The 16,817-nt window shown below is 67.1% G+C and carries 19 protein-coding genes; 11 read left to right on the forward strand and 8 right to left on the reverse strand.

Annotation, left to right across the window (positions count from 1 at the left end; translation table 11 throughout):
• Positions 1 to 44: 44 nt before the first annotated feature.
• The 4 genes from flgH to flgF are packed head-to-tail and all read right to left on the reverse strand — an operon-like array spanning position 45 to position 3,040.
• On the reverse strand, positions 45 to 821 hold the full coding sequence (gene flgH / locus FHS00_RS15205; RefSeq protein ID WP_183474945.1) for a flagellar basal body L-ring protein FlgH: 777 nt from the start codon (positions 819 to 821) through the stop codon (positions 45 to 47).
• On the reverse strand, positions 818 to 1,468 hold the full coding sequence (flgA, locus tag FHS00_RS15210) for a flagellar basal body P-ring formation chaperone FlgA (protein WP_183474946.1): 651 nt from the start codon (positions 1,466 to 1,468) through the stop codon (positions 818 to 820). The genes flgH and flgA overlap by 4 nt, the downstream gene beginning before the upstream one ends.
• Complete coding sequence (gene flgG, locus FHS00_RS15215) at positions 1,468 to 2,253, reverse strand: flagellar basal-body rod protein FlgG (RefSeq protein ID WP_183474947.1); 786 nt, start codon at positions 2,251 to 2,253, stop codon at positions 1,468 to 1,470. Before flgG ends, flgA begins: the two co-directional genes overlap by 1 nt.
• A 34-nt stretch (positions 2,254 to 2,287) precedes the next feature.
• Positions 2,288 to 3,040 (reverse strand): flagellar basal-body rod protein FlgF, encoded by a 753-nt coding sequence (gene flgF, locus FHS00_RS15220; RefSeq protein ID WP_183474948.1) that lies wholly within the window; start codon positions 3,038 to 3,040, stop codon positions 2,288 to 2,290.
• A 158-nt stretch (positions 3,041 to 3,198) separates the two neighbouring features.
• On the opposite strand from flgF, the gene FHS00_RS15225 reads away from it, so the two are divergent.
• The 11 genes from FHS00_RS15225 (at position 3,199) to FHS00_RS15275 (ending at position 13,900) form a co-directional block, all read left to right on the forward strand.
• Positions 3,199 to 4,938, forward strand: coding sequence for a hypothetical protein (locus tag FHS00_RS15225; protein ID WP_183474949.1), 1,740 nt, complete (start codon positions 3,199 to 3,201; stop codon positions 4,936 to 4,938).
• A gap of 94 nt (positions 4,939 to 5,032) precedes the next feature.
• A complete protein-coding gene (locus tag FHS00_RS15230) occupies positions 5,033 to 6,340 on the forward strand; it encodes a flagellar hook protein FlgE (protein WP_183474950.1) in 1,308 nt (435 codons plus the stop codon).
• Positions 6,341 to 6,395: 55 nt separating this feature from the next.
• Positions 6,396 to 7,838 (forward strand): flagellar hook-associated protein FlgK, encoded by a 1,443-nt coding sequence (flgK, locus tag FHS00_RS15235; protein ID WP_183474951.1) that lies wholly within the window; start codon positions 6,396 to 6,398, stop codon positions 7,836 to 7,838.
• Positions 7,839 to 7,850: 12 nt separating this feature from the next.
• The gene (locus FHS00_RS15240; protein WP_183474952.1) at positions 7,851 to 8,912 is read left to right on the forward strand and encodes a flagellin; all 1,062 of its coding nucleotides are present in this window, start codon (positions 7,851 to 7,853) and stop codon (positions 8,910 to 8,912) included.
• A gap of 122 nt (positions 8,913 to 9,034) precedes the next feature.
• Entirely contained in the window at positions 9,035 to 10,144 is a 1,110-nt protein-coding gene (locus tag FHS00_RS15245) for a flagellar basal body P-ring protein FlgI (RefSeq protein WP_425486050.1), read from the forward strand.
• A complete protein-coding gene (locus tag FHS00_RS15250; RefSeq protein WP_183474953.1) occupies positions 10,144 to 10,443 on the forward strand; it encodes a rod-binding protein in 300 nt (99 codons plus the stop codon). The genes FHS00_RS15245 and FHS00_RS15250 overlap by 1 nt, the downstream gene beginning before the upstream one ends.
• On the forward strand, positions 10,440 to 10,847 hold the full coding sequence (locus FHS00_RS15255) for a hypothetical protein (RefSeq protein ID WP_183474954.1): 408 nt from the start codon (positions 10,440 to 10,442) through the stop codon (positions 10,845 to 10,847). Before FHS00_RS15250 ends, FHS00_RS15255 begins: the two co-directional genes overlap by 4 nt.
• A 107-nt stretch (positions 10,848 to 10,954) precedes the next feature.
• A complete protein-coding gene (locus FHS00_RS15260; protein ID WP_183474955.1) occupies positions 10,955 to 12,034 on the forward strand; it encodes a flagellin N-terminal helical domain-containing protein in 1,080 nt (359 codons plus the stop codon).
• A gap of 180 nt (positions 12,035 to 12,214) precedes the next feature.
• A complete protein-coding gene (locus FHS00_RS15265) occupies positions 12,215 to 12,616 on the forward strand; it encodes a flagellar biosynthesis regulator FlaF (RefSeq protein WP_183474956.1) in 402 nt (133 codons plus the stop codon).
• A gap of 1 nt (position 12,617) precedes the next feature.
• On the forward strand, positions 12,618 to 13,082 hold the full coding sequence (locus FHS00_RS15270; protein WP_183474957.1) for a flagellar biosynthesis repressor FlbT: 465 nt from the start codon (positions 12,618 to 12,620) through the stop codon (positions 13,080 to 13,082).
• A 41-nt stretch (positions 13,083 to 13,123) separates the two neighbouring features.
• The gene (locus FHS00_RS15275) at positions 13,124 to 13,900 is read left to right on the forward strand and encodes a DUF1217 domain-containing protein (protein WP_343064611.1); all 777 of its coding nucleotides are present in this window, start codon (positions 13,124 to 13,126) and stop codon (positions 13,898 to 13,900) included.
• Positions 13,901 to 13,910: 10 nt separating this feature from the next.
• On the opposite strand, the gene FHS00_RS15280 is transcribed toward FHS00_RS15275, so the two are convergent.
• From FHS00_RS15280 to FHS00_RS15295, 4 genes are read right to left on the reverse strand one after another with little or no spacing between them, the layout of a single operon-like run.
• The gene (locus FHS00_RS15280; protein WP_183474959.1) at positions 13,911 to 14,993 is read right to left on the reverse strand and encodes a flagellar motor switch protein FliG; all 1,083 of its coding nucleotides are present in this window, start codon (positions 14,991 to 14,993) and stop codon (positions 13,911 to 13,913) included.
• A 2-nt stretch (positions 14,994 to 14,995) separates the two neighbouring features.
• Entirely contained in the window at positions 14,996 to 15,802 is an 807-nt protein-coding gene (gene fliP / locus FHS00_RS15285; protein ID WP_183474960.1) for a flagellar type III secretion system pore protein FliP, read from the reverse strand.
• A gap of 8 nt (positions 15,803 to 15,810) precedes the next feature.
• Positions 15,811 to 16,170 carry a FliM/FliN family flagellar motor switch protein gene (locus tag FHS00_RS15290; protein WP_343064608.1) on the reverse strand — a complete coding sequence of 120 codons (360 nt, stop codon included), beginning with the start codon at positions 16,168 to 16,170 and terminating at the stop codon, positions 15,811 to 15,813.
• Complete coding sequence (locus tag FHS00_RS15295) at positions 16,167 to 16,817, reverse strand: FliH/SctL family protein (RefSeq protein WP_183474961.1); 651 nt, start codon at positions 16,815 to 16,817, stop codon at positions 16,167 to 16,169. Before FHS00_RS15295 ends, FHS00_RS15290 begins: the two co-directional genes overlap by 4 nt.

A 16,817-nucleotide genomic window follows, 5' to 3' on the forward strand; every position in this document is an offset into this window, starting at 1 on the left:
CGTATGGTCCCCGTATCACCCCGCATCGTGGCGGGGGTTTCTCCTCAGTAGGGCAAGATGATGTCCATCGCATCCTCGCCATAGCCGCGCTCCTGGGTGCGCGAGATCTGGCCGCGGCCGCCATAGGTGATGCGGGCTTCGGCGATCTTCTCGTAGGGGATGGTGTTGTTCATCTGGATATCCTCGGGTCGAATGATCCCCGCGACCCGCAGTTCCCGCAGTTCCTGGTTCACCTTGACCTCCTGGCGCCCGGCGATGACGAGGTTGCCGTTGGGCAGCTCCTGCACCACCAGCGCCGCGACCTTCAGCTCGATCGATTCGTTGCGGGTGATCGAGCCCGAACCGGAGACATCCGTGGAGGAGCCGATATCGACGATGTCGCCCGACGGCAGGTCCTCGGGGCCGACGCCCGGCAGGATCTTGTCGATCTGGGTGCCGTAGCCGAAGAGGGTGGGGAAGGCGACCGTGCTCTGGCCGTCGCGCGACCGCTGGCCGGCGTTGCGCAGCTGCGCGCGGTCGTCGATCTCGATGTCGACGGTGAGGATGTCGCCCACTTGGCTGGCGCGCTGGTCGGCGAAGAATCCGCCCGAGCCGCCGCGCTCCCATAGCGAGGCGGCCTCGGCGCGCTGGTAGACGCGCGGCGGCGCCGGCGGCGGCATCGGCACCGAGACCTGCGCCGCCTCGGGCACGGTGACCGGGTTGACGGCGATCGGCGTGGTCTGCGGGTCGCGGTCGAAGCTGTTGCGCACGCCGCCGCAACCGGCGAGGAGCGCGCTGGCGAGCAGCAGATGGGGCAGGGCGCGCGGCAGGGTCGAATTCAACGGGTGATCTCCACGAGGCCCTCGGCGGCGGCGATGCCGGTGAGGGTGGTGTTGCTGGACGTGTTGACGATGCGGACTTCTTGGCCGCGATGCGCGTCCGACAGGGCCCGACCGGGTGCCTTGAGCCGCAGCGCGCCGTCGGTGAAGCTGATCGCGACCTCGTCGCCGCGCTCGATCACCAGGGGCTGCATCACCGACTGTACCATCACCGGGCGGCCCTCGGGCAGCATTCGGCGCACCTGCATGCCGATCACCGCCTCGGGATCGATCACCGCGTAGGGGCCGAGCCGAGCCTGCGGCAGCCGCAGCTCGGTCAGGTCACTCGCGGAGACGATGTCGCCGGGCATCAGCCGCCGGTTCGGCACCGGTAGCGGCACCATCACCGAGGCCAGACCGCTGACGCGGTGCAGCTCGCCGGTGTCGCCCACGGCGTTGGCCACGAAGCGGCCGGTGGTCGGGTCCATCCAGAATTCGGCGATCAGCGCCGCCTCGGATGGCGGGTTGCCGGCGAAACCGATCTCGAACTCCGCCCGCTCGGGCACCGAGGGGCCGAGATGGTCGCGCGCGCGCTCCTCGACCAGCACCGGTAGCGGCGCGGCCGAGGCGGCGGAGGCCGCGAGCGTGAAGAGGAGAGCCAGCGCGCGCATCACTTGATCTGGTTGGCAGCGGTCATCATCTGGTCGGCGGTCTCGAGCGACTTGGAGTTCATCTCGTAGGCCCGCTGCGCCGAGATCAGGTCGGTGATCTGCTGGATGATGTTGACGTTCGAATTCTCGAGATAGCCCTGACGCAGGATGCCGACGCCCGGATCGCCCGGGTTGGCGGGCACCGCGTCGCCCGAGGCGGTGGTAGCTTCGAGCAGGTTGGAGCCGAGCTGGCGCATCCCCGCCTCGTTAGTGAAGGTCGCCATGGTGATCCGTCCGAGTTCCACCGGGATCGGATCCGCGCCGACATAGGCCATCACCACGCCGGTCTCGGCGATCTCTACCTGCACGGTGTTCTCGGGCACGACGATGCCGGGATCGAGCTCGTAGCCCTGCATCGTCACCATCTGCCCTTCGGGGGAGAGCTGGAAGGCGCCGTCGCGGGTATAGGCCTGACCGCCATCGGGCAGGTTGACGGTGAAGTAGCCGCGCCCGTCGATCGCGATGTCGAGCTGGTTCTCGGTGGCCATCAGCCCGCCCTGGGTGTTGAGCCGGACGGTCCCGGCGGTCTCGACGCCAAAGCCGATGTCGATCCCGGTGGGCCGCATCGTGCCGGCCTCGGAGGTCAGCGCGCCCTCGCGGCGCACCGTCTCGTAGATCAGGTCCTGAAACGCCGCCCGGCTCGACTTGAAGCCGGTGGTGTTGGCGTTGGCGATGTTATTGGAGATGACGTCCACATTGGTCTGCTGCGCCAGCATGCCGGTGGCGGCGATTCCGAGGGCTTTCATCGTCGGGCTCCTGTATCGGGTCCGTGAAAAGGGGTCAGGCGCTGGTGTCGCCGATGCGGCGCAGCATGTCGCGCGTCAGGTCGTCCTCGCTGCTCACCAGCTTGAGCGCGCGCTCATAGGCCTGCTGGATCGCCATCAGCCGGGTCATCTCGACCACGGGCTGGACGTTGCTGGCCTCGATTGCGCCCTGCACGACGCGGGTGGCGTCGCTGGCCGGGCGGGCGGTGTCGGCGGCGCCCTCGGGCGGCACGAACATCCCCGCGCCGATCCGCTCGTAGCCCTGCGCGTCGGGCAGGTCGAACAGGCCGACCCGGCCGATCACGCCGCCGGCCAGCGTCGAGATCGTGCCGTCTTGCGAAATCGTCACCTCGCCGCCGATATCCGGGGGCAGGGCGATCGGCGCGCCGCCGGGATCGAGCACGCGCGCGCCGTTCAGCGTCACCAGATTGCCGTCAGGCGAGAGCGCGAAGCGGCCGTCGCGGCCATAGGCGGTGCCGCCATCGATCTCGTAGGCGAACCAGCCGTCCCCCTGCAGCGCCAGGTCGAGCGGGTTGCCGGTGCGGCTCATCGCGCCCTGCGCCGGGTCCATGAAGGAGCCCTGGTCGATGAGGAAATCGGTCTCGCGCCCGTCCTCGGTGCCGGTCTCGCGCAGCATGTAGCTGTCGAACACCACCCGCTCGCCCTTGAAGCCGGCGGTATTGGCGTTGGCGATATTGTTGGCCGTCACGTCGAGCGCGTTGCGCATCGCCGTGGCAAGGGACAGCGAAACATAGGTGCCGTTGTCCATACTGCCCTGTCTCCCGTTTCCCACGATTCCCGACGCTTGGCCGGCTTTGTTGAGACTGTTGTTGCGCCAATGCGGAAAGCGATCAAGGATAGTCCTTGTCAATTCATGGGGTCGTGGCGGATTTGCCAAGATTACTCGGCATATGTCTTGGGCTGGCTATGACCAGCAGCGCGGCTCTGGCCGAAGCGCCGCTCGTGGCCGAACCCGTCACGGGTCCGCAGGCCGTGCCGGCGCCCGAGCTCGAGCCGGGCTATCTGGATGCGCGGGGGCGCATGGTGTCGCGTTTGAGCGATGCCAAGGATCCAGAGCTGCGCGCCGATTTGCTGCTCGATCTGGCCCGGCTCGAAATCGGTCAGGCGCTGGCGCCCGAGGCGCTCTCGTTCCTGTCCGGCCTGCCCGAGACGCTCGACGCCGAGCGGGCGTTGCGGCGCGACAGGATCGCGCTGGCGGCCTGGGGCGTGGCGGGCGGCACCGACCCCGCGCCGCAATCGGTCCGCTCATTGCTCTCTACGGATGTCGATTGGCCCGAACGCGCCGCTTGGCGTGCCCTGTCCTTCGCCCGCGAGGGCGAGATCCGCGCCGCTGCGGACGTGCTTCCCGAGGCCGGGCCCGCCCTCGACGCGATGGCGCCGGCGCTGGCCGCCGCGATCCTGCCGGAGCTGCTCGAGGCCGCGATCGAAGGCGGGTTGTGGGATACGGCGCATGGGCTGGCTCAGCGTTTCGACACCCATGCCGAGCTGCGCAATTCTCCAGCCTACCGGTTCCTGCTGGGGCGCGCGGCCCAGGCCGGCGGCAACCCGGTGATGGCCTTCGACAGCTATGCCATGGCGGCGGGCGGCGGTGACGCCTGGGCCCAGCGGGCGCGGCTGGCACTGGTCGATCTGGGGCGTGCCACCGGCGCGCTCGCGCCCGAGGACGCCGCCGAACTGCTGCGGCAGAGCTGGCGGATCTGGCGCGGTGACGCCTTGGAGGTCGCGACGCTGGAGCGCCTTGCCGAAGTCGAACATGGCCGCGGCGAAACCGAGGCCGCGATCGCCGCGCTGACGGAGATTCAACGCCGCCATCCCGGCAGCGACGCGGCGCAGCAATCCGAGGCCAGGCTCGACGAGCTGGTGGCCGGGCTCTACGCACGCGGTGGTCGCGGCGCGCTGCCGATCGCCGAATTCGTCGCCGCGCATCGCCGACTGTCTCCCGACCTGATGTTCCGCCCGGGCTTCGTGGCCCATGCCGAGAAGGTGGCAGCACGGCTTTTGGAGATCGGAGCTACTGACGCCGCCGCGCGCGAATACGCCGCGCTGCGGGACCAGTTGGCGCTGATGGAGGATCTCGGGCTCGAAGAGGTGACGCCGGCGCGGCGCGACGCTCTGCGCCTCGCGCAGGCCGAAGCGCTGCTGCGCGGCGGCCAGACCGAGGCGGCGGCGCAAGCGCTGGGCACCGCGCCCGCCTCGGCACCCGAACTGCGCGACCGGCTGGCGTTATTGCAGGCCCGTCTGTCGAGCGCCGAGGGCGACGGCGAAGGGGTGATCGCTGTGCGCATGGAGGCACCGACCGAGGGATACCGCAGGCTGCGTGCTGCGGCCCTGTTCGAGCGCGGCGATTGGGAGGCCGCGCGCGACGCCTACGTGGCGCTGTGGCGCGAAAAGGGGGCCGGTCTGGGCGAGGCGGGCACGATCCGCCTGCTGCTCGCGGCCCATCGCGCCGGGGATGCCGAGCTGGTGGCCGAGTTGCTGGAGCGTCTGCCCAATCTGGCCCGGACGCCCGAACTCGCGGAGGTGGCGCGTTCGCTCGCGCCGGTTGCGCCGCTGGCCCTTCCGATAGGGCAGAAATCCGCCACGGATCGGATGCAGGGTGCCGACGCGGCGCTCCGCCGAATCGAAACCGCAGCGGGGGATGGCTGATGCCCGCCCCCGTCCAGACCCGGCCGATGCCGGACACACCACCCGGCCCGGGCATCATCGCCCGCGGCGGCAAGACAATCGAAGGACAGCCGATATGAGCATTTCCTATGCCATGCAGACCGGTGTGAGCGGTCTGCGGGCGAATTCGACGGCGGTGGGCCGGATTTCGGAGAACATCGCCAACGCCAACACCGACGGCTACCGGCGCAGCTTCGTGCAGATGGTCACCACCAGCACGCTGAGCCAGAACGGCACGGTAGCGCCCTCCGGCGTGCGCGCGGTGCAAACCTCGGAGATCTCGACCGAAGGCGCGCTGCGCGCCACCGAGCGGGCGACCGATCTCGCGATCGGCGGGCCGGGCTTCTTCGTGGTCTCCAAGCAGCCGAACGAGACCAACGAGGCGAACTTCATGCTGACCCGGGCAGGCTCCTTCCTGCCCGACGAGAACGGCAACCTGCGCAACGCCGCGGGCTACTATTTGGCGGGCTTTCCCTATGACCAGACCGCCAATCTGGGCAACATCGACCGCAACCAGTTCGGTGATCTCAAGACCGTCAACCTCGGCAGCCTGTCGCAGACCGGCTCCCCCACTGGTGCGATGACGATCAGCGGCAACATCCCGGCCCAGCAGACCGGCCTGGCGACACCGGGCGAGCCGTTCCTAAGTTCGGCGGAGTATTTCAGCCCGTTGGGTGCCGCGGAGCGGATGCAGTTCTCCTGGCAGCCCAGCGCCGCACCGAGCCAGTGGATGCTGTCGATCAGCGGTGCCGACGGCGCGCAATACGGCAACGTCACGGTCGATTTCCATGACAGCGGCCCGCTGGCAGGGGCGCCGCGGCTCTATTCGAACGCCACCTCCACCGCCGCTGCACCTGCGAACTTCGCTTTTGACGATGCGACCGGCGTGGCGACGCTGACAATCGATAACGGCGAGGTCCCGCAGATCGTCGAGGTGACGGTCGGCGCCCCCAACCAGCACACCGGCATGACCCAGTTCGCGGGCGACTACTCGCCGCTCAAGATCACCGCCGACGGTGCCGAGAGCGGGGTGTTGGTGCGGACCGAGATCGACGAGCGCGGCGACGTCTACGGCGTGTTCAACAATGGCAGCCGCAAGCCGCTCTACAACATCCCGCTGGCCGAGGTGGCCAACCCCGACGGCCTGCTCAAGACCGACGGCAACGCCTTCCTGTTGTCACGATCCTCGGGCAAGTTCAGCCTCAACCAGGCGGGCGAGGGCTCGGCCGGGACGCTGACGGCGGGCGCACTGGAGAGTTCGAACGTTGAGGTGGCTCAGGAACTCACCGACCTGATCAGCACCCAGCGGGCCTATTCCTCGAACGCCAAGATCGTGACCACCGTCGACGAGATGCTCGACGAAACGACCAGACTGAAGCGCTGAACGCGGGGGGCAAAGGGCAGCAGAACGCGCCCGGCCCCGACACCGGAGAATCAGAATGAGCATTACCGGCGCCTTTCTCAACGCCCGCAGCGGTCTTGCCGCTGCCGAGGGCTGGGCCGACATCGCCGCCACCAACATCGCCAACGCCAACCGCACGGGCTATGCCAAGCGCAGCGCCCCGCTGACCCAGTTGCCCGGCGGCGGCGTGGCGATGACCGGCTTCCAGCGCGCCACCGACGCGGCGCTCGAGCAGGCGCATCGCAAGGAGGTCTCGCGCACCGCGACGCAGGAGGCCAGGGCCGGTGCGCTCGAGGTCCATGTCGCGGCTTTGGGCGAAATCGATTCCACCACCGGCCTTTCCGGGCGGGTCTCGACCTTCCGCACGACGCTCGACGCGCTGGCCACGACGCCATCCGAGCCAGCGTTGCAGGAGGCCGCGGTCCGCGCGGCCGAAGGTCTCGCCACCACCTTGCGCGACGCCAGCGGCACGCTGGCCCGGACCGAGGAGCGGGTGCGCAACGCGGTGGTCGCCGACGTCACCGAGATCAACGACCAGCTGGCGCGGATCGTGGCGCTGAACGAACGGATCGCCGGGCAGCAGCAGGGGACCGAGCGCCGGGTGATGTTCGAGGATCAGCTGTCGGAGAGCCTCGACAGCCTGTCGCAGTTGATCGACCTGCAGATGCAGACCGACGCCTCCGGGCGCATCTCGATCTACACCGCCGCCGGTGCGGCGCTGGTCGAGGACAACAAGCGGCACGAACTGAGCTTCGACACCAGCACCGGGCGGCTGACCGTCAACGATGTCGACATCACCCCTGGCGTCGCCGAGGCGCGCGGCTCGAGCGAGGGGGCGCTGGCCGGCAGGCTGGGCTTCTTGACCAATGACCTGCCGCGCCTAGAGCTGCAGCTCGACGAGATGGCACGCAGCCTGGTGCAGGAGTTCGAAAGGATCGACACGACCCGCGCGGCGGGCACGGCCGGTCTCTTCGTCGACGGCACGGCGCCTGTGGACGGGAACGGTGTCCGGGCGGCTTTCGATCCCACCAAGAGCGAAGGTCTGGCCGGACGTATCGCGGTCAACACGGCGGTCCGTTCTGAGGCGGGCGGCGCGGCCTGGCGGATGCGGGACGGGATCGGCGCGGCGGTCCAAGGTCCGGCCTCGGACGGCAGCCGGGTCGCGGCCTTCGTCGATCTGCTCTCGACCGATGTCTCCTATGATCCCGCGGCCGGTCTGGGGGAGCGCCGGACGATCGGCGATTTCGCCGCTGGCCTCGTTTCGGCGCAGAAGCAGCTGCACAACGATGCACTAGCGAAGTCCGAAACCCTCGCTGCGGGTCGGGACTCGATCCAGACCTCGCGCCAGTCGGTGCAGGGGGTCAACGTCGATGACGAATTACAGCAGCTGATGCTGATCGAGCAGAGCTACGCCGCCAACGCGACGGTGATGAAGACGCTCGGTGAGATGATGGACACGCTGCTGGCAGCGGTGCGGTAAGGAGAGACCGGAATGATCACCCTGATGCGCACCTATTCCACCCTGCAGGCCAGCGTCGACGGCCGTCGGCAGGTTGCCGATTTGAGTCGCCAGCTGAACCAGGCCGGCGAGGAGGCGACCACCGGCTACAAATCGGACCGGTTCCGCGCGCTTGGCAGCCGGGCCGGCGAGGCGATGGCCACCCGCGCGCGGCTCGATCGGCTCGAGAGCTTCGCCACGATCAACGCCACGCTCGATCGCCGCCTCGAGATGACCGGCTCCAGTCTCGGCGACATGCGCGCCAGCCTCCAGACGGTTCTCGATCTCGCCGTGCCAAGTACCGAAGGACATGCCTTCACTGGGGCCCAGCTCCAAGCTGCCGCGCGTGCCGCGCTCGACCAGGTAATCGGTCAGGTCAACCGTAGCTACGAGGGAGTCTCGCTGTTCTCCGGAGTCGCCAACACAGTGCAGGCCATCCAGCCCTACGACACGGTCAACCCGGCCAGCGGTCTGTCGCCGCGTGGAATGGTCGAGACTGCTATCGGCGCCATGCCAGTTGACGCGGCGCAGGCCAATGCCAAGGCCGATGCGCTGGCCGCGATCTTTGATCCGGCCGCTGCCGGCGCCGCAACATATCGCGGGACGGTTTATAACGGCGCGGCCCGTGACGCTGCTGGCAAGGGCATGTCCGTACGGATCGACGAGGAAGAAGTGCTGGATTACGGCGTCCAAGCCGATGATCCGGCCTTCTCCGAGATGCTGCGTGGCCTATCGATGCTGGCGTCGGTCGACATCAGCACGCTCGACAATCAGGCGGCCCGAGCTTGGACCTCGCGGGCCTTCGAGGCGCTCGAAAACGGACGGACGGGGCTGCTTTCGGCCGAGACTCGGATCGGCGCGCAGCGTCGCCAGCTCGAGGACACGATGGAGTCGCAGGCCGCGCGGGTCACGCTCTACCGTCAGCAGATCGACAGCGTCGAGGGCGTCGATCCCTACGAGGCCGCGACCCGGCTGACCCAGCTGCAGACCCAGCTCGAGGCAAGCTACGCGATCACGGCGCGGCTGTCGAAGCTGTCCTTCCTGAACTACATGTAGCACGAATAAGCCATGGATAGATTGCATAAATGCAACCTATCCATGGATTGTTTTGACTGTTCTTGTGGCGTGTCGTAGGGCTCGGCTAGTCTCGAACCAGAACGCGTCATTCGGAGCAGCGCATGCGGAACGGGCTGAAACGGGGGATCGGACTGGCGATGCTTCTGGCCGGGACCCTCGGAGCGGCGCCGCTTGCCGCGGAGGTCCGGATCAAGGACATCGCCCAGTTCGAGGGTGTCCGCGAGAACCAGCTCGTCGGTTACGGCCTCGTGGTCGGTCTGAACGGCACCGGGGATTCGCTGCGCAACTCGCCCTTCACCGAGCGCTCGATCGAGGGGATGCTTGAACGGCTCGGCGTCGGCAATCTGACCGACGAGCAGATGCGCACCCAGAACACCGCCGCCGTGATGGTCACTGCGATGCTGCCGCCCTTCGCCCGGCGCGGCTCGACCATCGACGTGGTGGTTTCCTCGCTAGGCGACGCCTCGTCCCTGCGGGGCGGTACCCTGATCGTGACGCCGCTGACCGGCGCCGACGGCGAGGTCTATGCCGTGAGCCAAGGCCCGATCGCGGTGGCCGGCTATGCCGCGCAGGGTGCCAATGCCAGCATCGTCGAAGGCGTCCCCACTGTGGCCCGGATCGAGAACGGTGCGACGGTGGAAAATGAGATCGATTTCGACCTCTCCGCCATGAACTCCATCCGGATCGCGCTCCGGACCCCTGACTTCACCACAGCCAAGCGGATCGAGCAGGCGATCAACGCGCATATGGGCGCGATCGCCAGAACGCTCGATTCGGGCACCGTCGAGGTGCGCTCGGCCGCAAAGGTCGACATCCCCGGCATGCTGGCCGAGATCGAGGGGCTGCGCGTGCAGCCCGACGCCATCGCCAAGGTGGTGATCGATGCCCGTTCCGGCACCATCGTGATCGGCTCCGAGGTGCGCATCGCCGAGGTCGCGGTGAGCCAAGGCGGCCTCACGGTGATCGTCAAGGAAGAGATCGAGGTCAGCCAGCCCGAGCCGATCTCGATCGGCAACACCGTGATCGTGCCGCAGACCGAGGTGACGGTCGAGGAGCAGGAGGCGCAGTTCTCGATCCTCGAGGGCGATGTCAGCCTGCAGCGCCTCGTCGACGGGCTCAACGCCATCGGCGTCACCGCGAGCCAGACCATTTCGATCCTGCAGGCCATCAAGGCCGCGGGCGCGCTTCACGCCGATCTGGAGATCATCTGATGCAGATCACGCCCGGCGCGCCGTCGCCGGCCCTGCGCACCAAGCCGCGCGAGGCCGACCCGGAGACGATGGAAACCGCGAAGAAGTTCGAGGAGATGTTCCTCGCGCAGACCGTGGACGAGATGCTCAAGAGCGTGGATATCGGCACTTTCGGTGGCGGTCATGCCGAGGAAACCTGGCGCAGCTTTCTGGCGCGCGCCTTCGCCGAACAGATCGCAGATCAGGGAGGCACCGGAATCGCCCAGAGCGTGGCGCGCGCCATCGGCGCCTATGAGGGGCAGGGGGAGCAGGACGCATGAGCGACCACATCGATACGATCGACACCGACATCGCGGCGCTCTCGAAGCTGCTCGAGACCGAGATCGAGGAGATTCGCGGCGGTACGCTCGACCGTGTCGCCACGCGACTCGAGGAGAAGGCGGCCCTGGTGGCCCGGATCGAGGGGCAGGGGCCGGAGATCGCGGCGCGGCTCGAGGCAGAGGATTCGGATGCCGAGATGCTGCGCGACGCGCTCGACCGGCTGGCCGGTCTCGTCGCCCGCGATGCCGAGATCCTCGAGCGGATGCGCCTGATCACGGCCGAGGTTTTGCGCGATCTCGAGCGTCTGCGCGCCCGCCACGGGCTGGCCGGGCTCTATGGTGCAGACGGAAACCGTAGCGCCAAGGACACGCTTTCGCGCAGCCCCATGGATAAGTCGGTATAGCGTCACAAACGCGCCCCAATTCATGGGTTTAACGATATCTACACCGCGGCGGGCATGCCGACTTCGTCAGAAAGACGATCGAACAGTTAGAATGCTGGAGAATACGAATGTCTTCGATCCTTACCAACAACTCTGCGATGAACGCCCTGTCGACCCTGCGTGGTATCAACAAGGGCCTCAACCAAACCCAGGACCGCATCTCGTCGGGCCTGAAGATCCAGTCCGCCAAGGACAATGCCTCGTACTTCGCGATCTCGAAGACGATGGATTCTGACAGCGGCATGAACAAGGCGATCAACGAAAGCCTGACCCTGACCAAGAACGCCGTCTCTGCCGGCCGCGCAAGTGCCGAAGCAGTAATGGAGATGACCAAGGAGATCGGCACCAAGATCGCCTTCGCCTCTGGCCAGATGGCGTCGGACCCGAACTACGATACTAAGAAAGTTCAAGGCGAGATCGATGAGATTGTCGCTCGGATCGGTACGACCATCGAGCAGGCCACCTTCAATGGCATTAGCTTCGTTGACAGTGACGAGGACAAAGTCGACGGCACGGGGACGGCAAAGACGGTCAATATTGCAACAGGTATTACTCGGGCGGGGACGAGTATCTCCACCACCTCCATGTCGGTCAGCAAGGTGGACCTCGGTTCCATTAAAGAAGCGCTGGGTCGTATCAAACTCGACCTGGAGACCGATGGAGCTGATAATACGCAGTACGACGCTCTTACCAAGCAAACACGGAATAACGACGACGAAATCGCCCAAATGGGCTCGGTGTTCATAAAAGGGCAAATGGCATTCGGGCAGGAAGAAGGCGACAAAGCCAACGCTGCCGACGCCACAATCAAGCCTACTGGTGACCTCGACGGAACTACTAATGCAGCGCTCCAAGCGGGTGCAGCCGACAAGATGGCCTTCTTCCTCGAGGTCGTCGACAAGGCCACCACCATGGCGATTGACGCGGCGACGTCGCTCGGCATTTCTGAGAAATCCATCGAGACGCAGCAGGATTTCCTGACCAAGCTGACCGATCGTCTTGATAGCGGCATCGGCTCGATGGTTGACGCCGACATGGAAGAAGAGGCTGCCCGTCTGCAGGCGCTGCAGGTGCAGCAGCAGCTCGCCTCGCAGTCGCTGTCGATCGCCAACCAGGCGCCTCAGCAGATCCTGAGTCTGTTCCGCTAATGCGCGACGGCGGGGGCCGGCCGACATGGCCGGGCCCCGCCCCTTCGGATCCACGCGATCCGCCCCGGTTCATTCCATCATTCCGGAAGGCCAAACGCGCGCGCGCGATCCTGTAGTCCCGCGTGCCTCCATTCCAGTGCCCCGCGAGAAGAGCAAGGGCCCAGAGCGAGAGCAGAACGCATGAGCATCGCCGCCTACAAAACCACCATCCGCGAAAGCGAATCCCCCCGTCAGATCGAACGCCGCATCATCGCACGTATCACTGCTGGCCTGTCGCGCCATGCCGAGGCCTATGACGGCGCCGAGAGCGCCACGGCGCGCAGCATGATCATGGCCGAGGGGTTGATGTCGGATCTCCTTGACAACCAGAAGCTCTGGAACGAGCTGCGCTTCGACCTCGCCTCGCCTGAGAACGCTTTGCCCGCCGAGCTCCGGGCCGGGTTGATCTCGCTGGCATTCTGGGTCGACCGCCAGACCTCCACCGTACTCGGCGGAAGCGCCGGCGTCGGAGCGCTGGTTCGGATCAATTCCTCCGTCGCCGCCGGTCTTGCCGGCCAGGCACCCGAAGGCGCGGTGGCCTGAGATGGCGCTCAAGCTCACCCTCAAGCCCGACGAGCGGATCGTGGTCAATGGCTGCATGATGCGGAATTCCGGGCGTCGTCACGTGTTGACCATCGAAAGCCACGCCGATGTGGTGCGTGGGCATGACCTGCTGGATGACAATGCGAAACCGACGCCGGTTACCAAGGCCTATTTCCTGATCCAGACCGCGCTCATCCAGCGCGCCCTGCGGGACGAGCTTCTGCCGCTGATCCAGAGCCAGCTCGCCGAGCTAGCGACGACTTTCGGTAATCCTAGTCTCGGCAATATCTTTGAAGCAGCGAGCTTCGTCAGTGCCGGTGATTACTACAAGGCGATGCGCGCCCTGCGCCCGGTGATCGCGCACGAGGCGGAGACCCTTAGCCGGATCTCAGGCGTTACGCAGCCCGGCCTCGCGGCGTTCGGCGCTGGTCATGCGCCGGAGCGGCGGGCAGGGCAGGCGTCGTGATCTCGCTTTCCGGCCTTAACGCCCGGATGGGGCTCAGCTTGGTGGACGCAACCCGCGACCGCCAGGAAGAGCTGATCCGCAACGCGCCGGAGCATAAGCGCGCGATTGCCGCCTTTGAGGAGCGTATCGGTAAAGTCGAAACGGTCGATCAGCTCCTTGAGGATCGCGAACTCTATGTCTTCGTCATGAAGGCATTCGACCTTGAGGATCAGATCTTTGGTAAGGCGCTGATCGGCAAGGTGCTGCGCAGCGACATCAGCGACAGCAGCTCTCTCGTCAACCGCCTGACCGACCCGCGCTTCCGCGAGTTGCACAAGGGCATGGGCTTCGTCGCCGATGGAAAGACCAACACCAAGACTTTCTCCGCGTCTTGGCGCGCGGAGATGGTCGACCGCTATGTCGGCCAGCGCTTCGAGAGCGCGCAGGCCGAGCAGAACGAGACTGTGGGCACCGTGCTCGAATTTCGCCGCAAGGCGGGGGACATCAAGAACTGGTTCGACGTGCTCAAGGATTCCGAGCTGTCGGAGTTCATGCGTACTGCGCTCGGCGTGCCGAGCCAGAGCGCCGGGCTCGACATCGACAAGCAGGTCGAGCTGTTCAAGGCCAAGTTCGACATCACCAAGCTCAAGGATCCCGCCGAACTCGAGAAGCTCGAGCGGCGCTACGTGGCGATCTCGGACGCCAAGGCAGGGGTGCAGTCCTCTGCCAACGCTGCGCTGACGCTGATGAACGCGGCCGTGAGCGCCGGGGCCGGGGGGCAGTTCACCCCGATCACCATCGACATCACGGCGATCACGGCGCTGCGCAAGGGCTACTGAGCCCGGCCCCTCATTCGAGGATATCCTCCTCCTCGTCGCCGGCGCTCGGCAGCTCGATCGAGCCTTCCTCGGCGAGCTGGCGGGTGTAGTCGACGATCATCGTCTGCGCCGCGCGCGCGTCGCGGCCCCGGACCGGGCCCATCGTGTTCATCTCGTCGAGCAGCATGTCGCGTGCCCGCGCGGTCAGCGCGTCGAGGAAATGCTCGCGCATCTCCTTGGAGGCGCCGCGCAGCGCGAGCGGCAGCGTGTTGCCTGTGAGACCGCGCATCACCCGCGCCAGGCTCTGGGCGTCGAGACGGATCAGGTCCTCGAAGGTGAACATCTTGGCCATGATGCCGTCGAGCGCGCCCGGCTTGCGGGCGTCGATCGCCTGGTGCAGCCCGTCGAACACGTCGCGGTCGAGCTTGTTGAACAGGTCGGCCATGCGCTGCTCCATCTCGACAGCGCTGGACTGGCCACCGGCGGAAAGCATGTCGGCCTGTAGCGTCTCCTCGATCTGCGCCATCATCTTGGGCGGGACCGCTTCCATCCGGATCATCCGCTCGACCACGTCGCGCATCATATCCTCGCCGAGGAGCGGAAGCACCTTGGCGGCGACCTCGGTGTCGACATTCGACAGGATCGCGGCGGCGGTCTGCTCGTGCTCGCCCTTGAGATAGGTGGCGATCACTGCCTCGTTCATTGCCGAGAACTTGGCCCAGAGGTCGCGTTCCTTCATCGGGCCGCGGATGTCGCGCAGGATCACTTCGACCTGCTCTTCGGGCAGGAAGGCGCGCAGCATCGCCTCGGCCGAGGCGAGCGAGCCGACCACGCCGCCGCCGGCATCGACGCCTTCGGAAAACTCGGCCAGAACCATCTCGACCAGCTCGGCCTGGACCACGCCAAGCCGCGCCACCGCACGGGTGATCTTGGCGATGTCCTCCGGCGAGAGCTTGCGCATCAGCTCGGAGCCGCGCTCCTCGCCCAGGCACAAGAACAGGATCGCAGCCTTCTCGGCGCCGCGCAGCCGGCGCAGCGGCGGGGTCGGGGGCTGGGCCGCGGCGCGCACCGGGCTCGGTTCGGAAGGGCGGGTGGCAGGGGTCATCGCATTCATCGTCATCCTCCGGCCAGCGGCACGTAGCTTTCCATCAGGCTGCCCGCCAGCATGTACCAGCCGTCGATCAGCACGAAGAAGATCACCTTGAAGGGCAGCGAGATCAACACCGGCGGCAGCATCATCATGCCGGCGCTCATCAGCACCGAGGCGACGATCAGGTCGATCGCCACGAAGGGCAGGTAGATCAGGAACCCGATCGAAAAGGCGCGGCGCAGTTCCGAGATCATGAAGGCCGGGATCAGCGACCGCCAGGACGCCTCCTCGGCGGTCTCGGGCAGCGGCGCGGGTTCGGCACGGTCGGAGCGCGCGGCGAGATTCTGGAACAGCTCGATGTCGCGCGGCCGCGTGTTGGCGAACATGAAGGCGCGGAACGGATCACCGATCCGCGCGAGCGCTTGCTCCTCGGTGATCGCGTTGTTCATCAACGGCTGCAGGCCGCCCTCCCAGGCATCCTCGAAGACCGGCTGCATGACGAAGAAGGTCATGAACAGCGCCATCGAGGACAGGACCATGTTCGGCGGCGTCTGGTTGAGACCGAGCGCCGAGCGCAGCATCGAGAAGACGATCACGAAGCGGGTGAAGCTGGTCATGATCATCAACAGGCCCGGCGCGATCGACAGCACCGTCATCAGCGCCACGAGCTGGATGATCCGCCCCGACAGCGTGGCGCGCTGATCCGTGCCCGGCGCCGCATCCGACAGCACGCCCCCCAGCGCGTCGAGCACGCCGGCGCCGTCCTGCGCCGAGACGGGCAGGGCCATGAGCGCCAGCGCGGCGGCGGCGACGAAGGGGAGGGTGCGGATCATGCTGCTGGTCAGTCGCCCGAAACGTAGTCCTTGACGATCTCGGTCAGCGACACGCCGATCCGCGCCTCGCCGAGCTTGACCAGATCGCCCCGGGCGACCAGCCGATCGTTGATCATCACCTCGACCGGCTCGCCGATCTTCTTGTCTAGCTCGATCACCGAGCCGCGGCCGAACTTCAAAAGCTGCGAGATCGGCAGCCGGGCATGGCCGAGCACGATCTGCACGTCGAGCCCGACATTGAGCATCGCTTCGATGTTGCGGCCACCCTTGGGGGCCTCGGCCTGCGGGGCGTCATCGAAGATCCCGGCGGCGTCGTCCTCGATCTCCGGGAACTCGGCGCCGGTGGCCTTGGTGGGGGTGTCCGTCACGTGCGGTCCTCCGGTTCGGGGTGGGTGCGGGTGCGGGCCCGCAATGTGCCGAGGATCGCGTCGCAGATCCCGGCAAAGCTGTAATCGAGCCGTCCGCCATCCCAGACGACGCGCGCGTCGCCCGGGGCGAGTCCGGCATCCTCGGTAAGCGTGGTGCGGCCCGTAAGGCCTTGCGTCGCCAAGAGCGCCTCGACCTCCGCGCGCAGCTCTTTCGCGCCCGGGGGCAGGGCGATCTCGAGCCGGGAGCTGTCCAGCCCGAGCCTCAGCCCGCGCCGGATCTGCGCCAGCGCCCGGACCTCGGCCCGGCTGGCGAGGATTTCGGGCAGCACCGTCTCGGCGGTGGTGGCGGCGTAGGACAGGAGTTGGGTTTCGAGCGCGGCGCGATGCCGTGCCGCGTCATCCATCACTTCGCCCAGCCGTGCGGCGATCCGCTCGAGCGCCGCGGCCCGCGACGCGGCTTCGGCCGCGCGCGCTTCGGCCTCGGCCTCGGCCCGGCCTTCGGCGCGGCCCTGCGCCAGAGCCGCCGCGCGCGCCTCGGCCACCGCCGCCTGCAAGGCATCATCGCTGTGGCGCGCCGTGGCCCCGCGTCGGGCGAGCTGGCGCTCCTGGGCGATCTCGCTGTCGAAATCCCGCTCGAAGATCGACAT

Source organism: Limimaricola variabilis (assembly GCF_014195545.1).
GTDB classification, from domain to species: domain Bacteria; phylum Pseudomonadota; class Alphaproteobacteria; order Rhodobacterales; family Rhodobacteraceae; genus Limimaricola; species Limimaricola variabilis.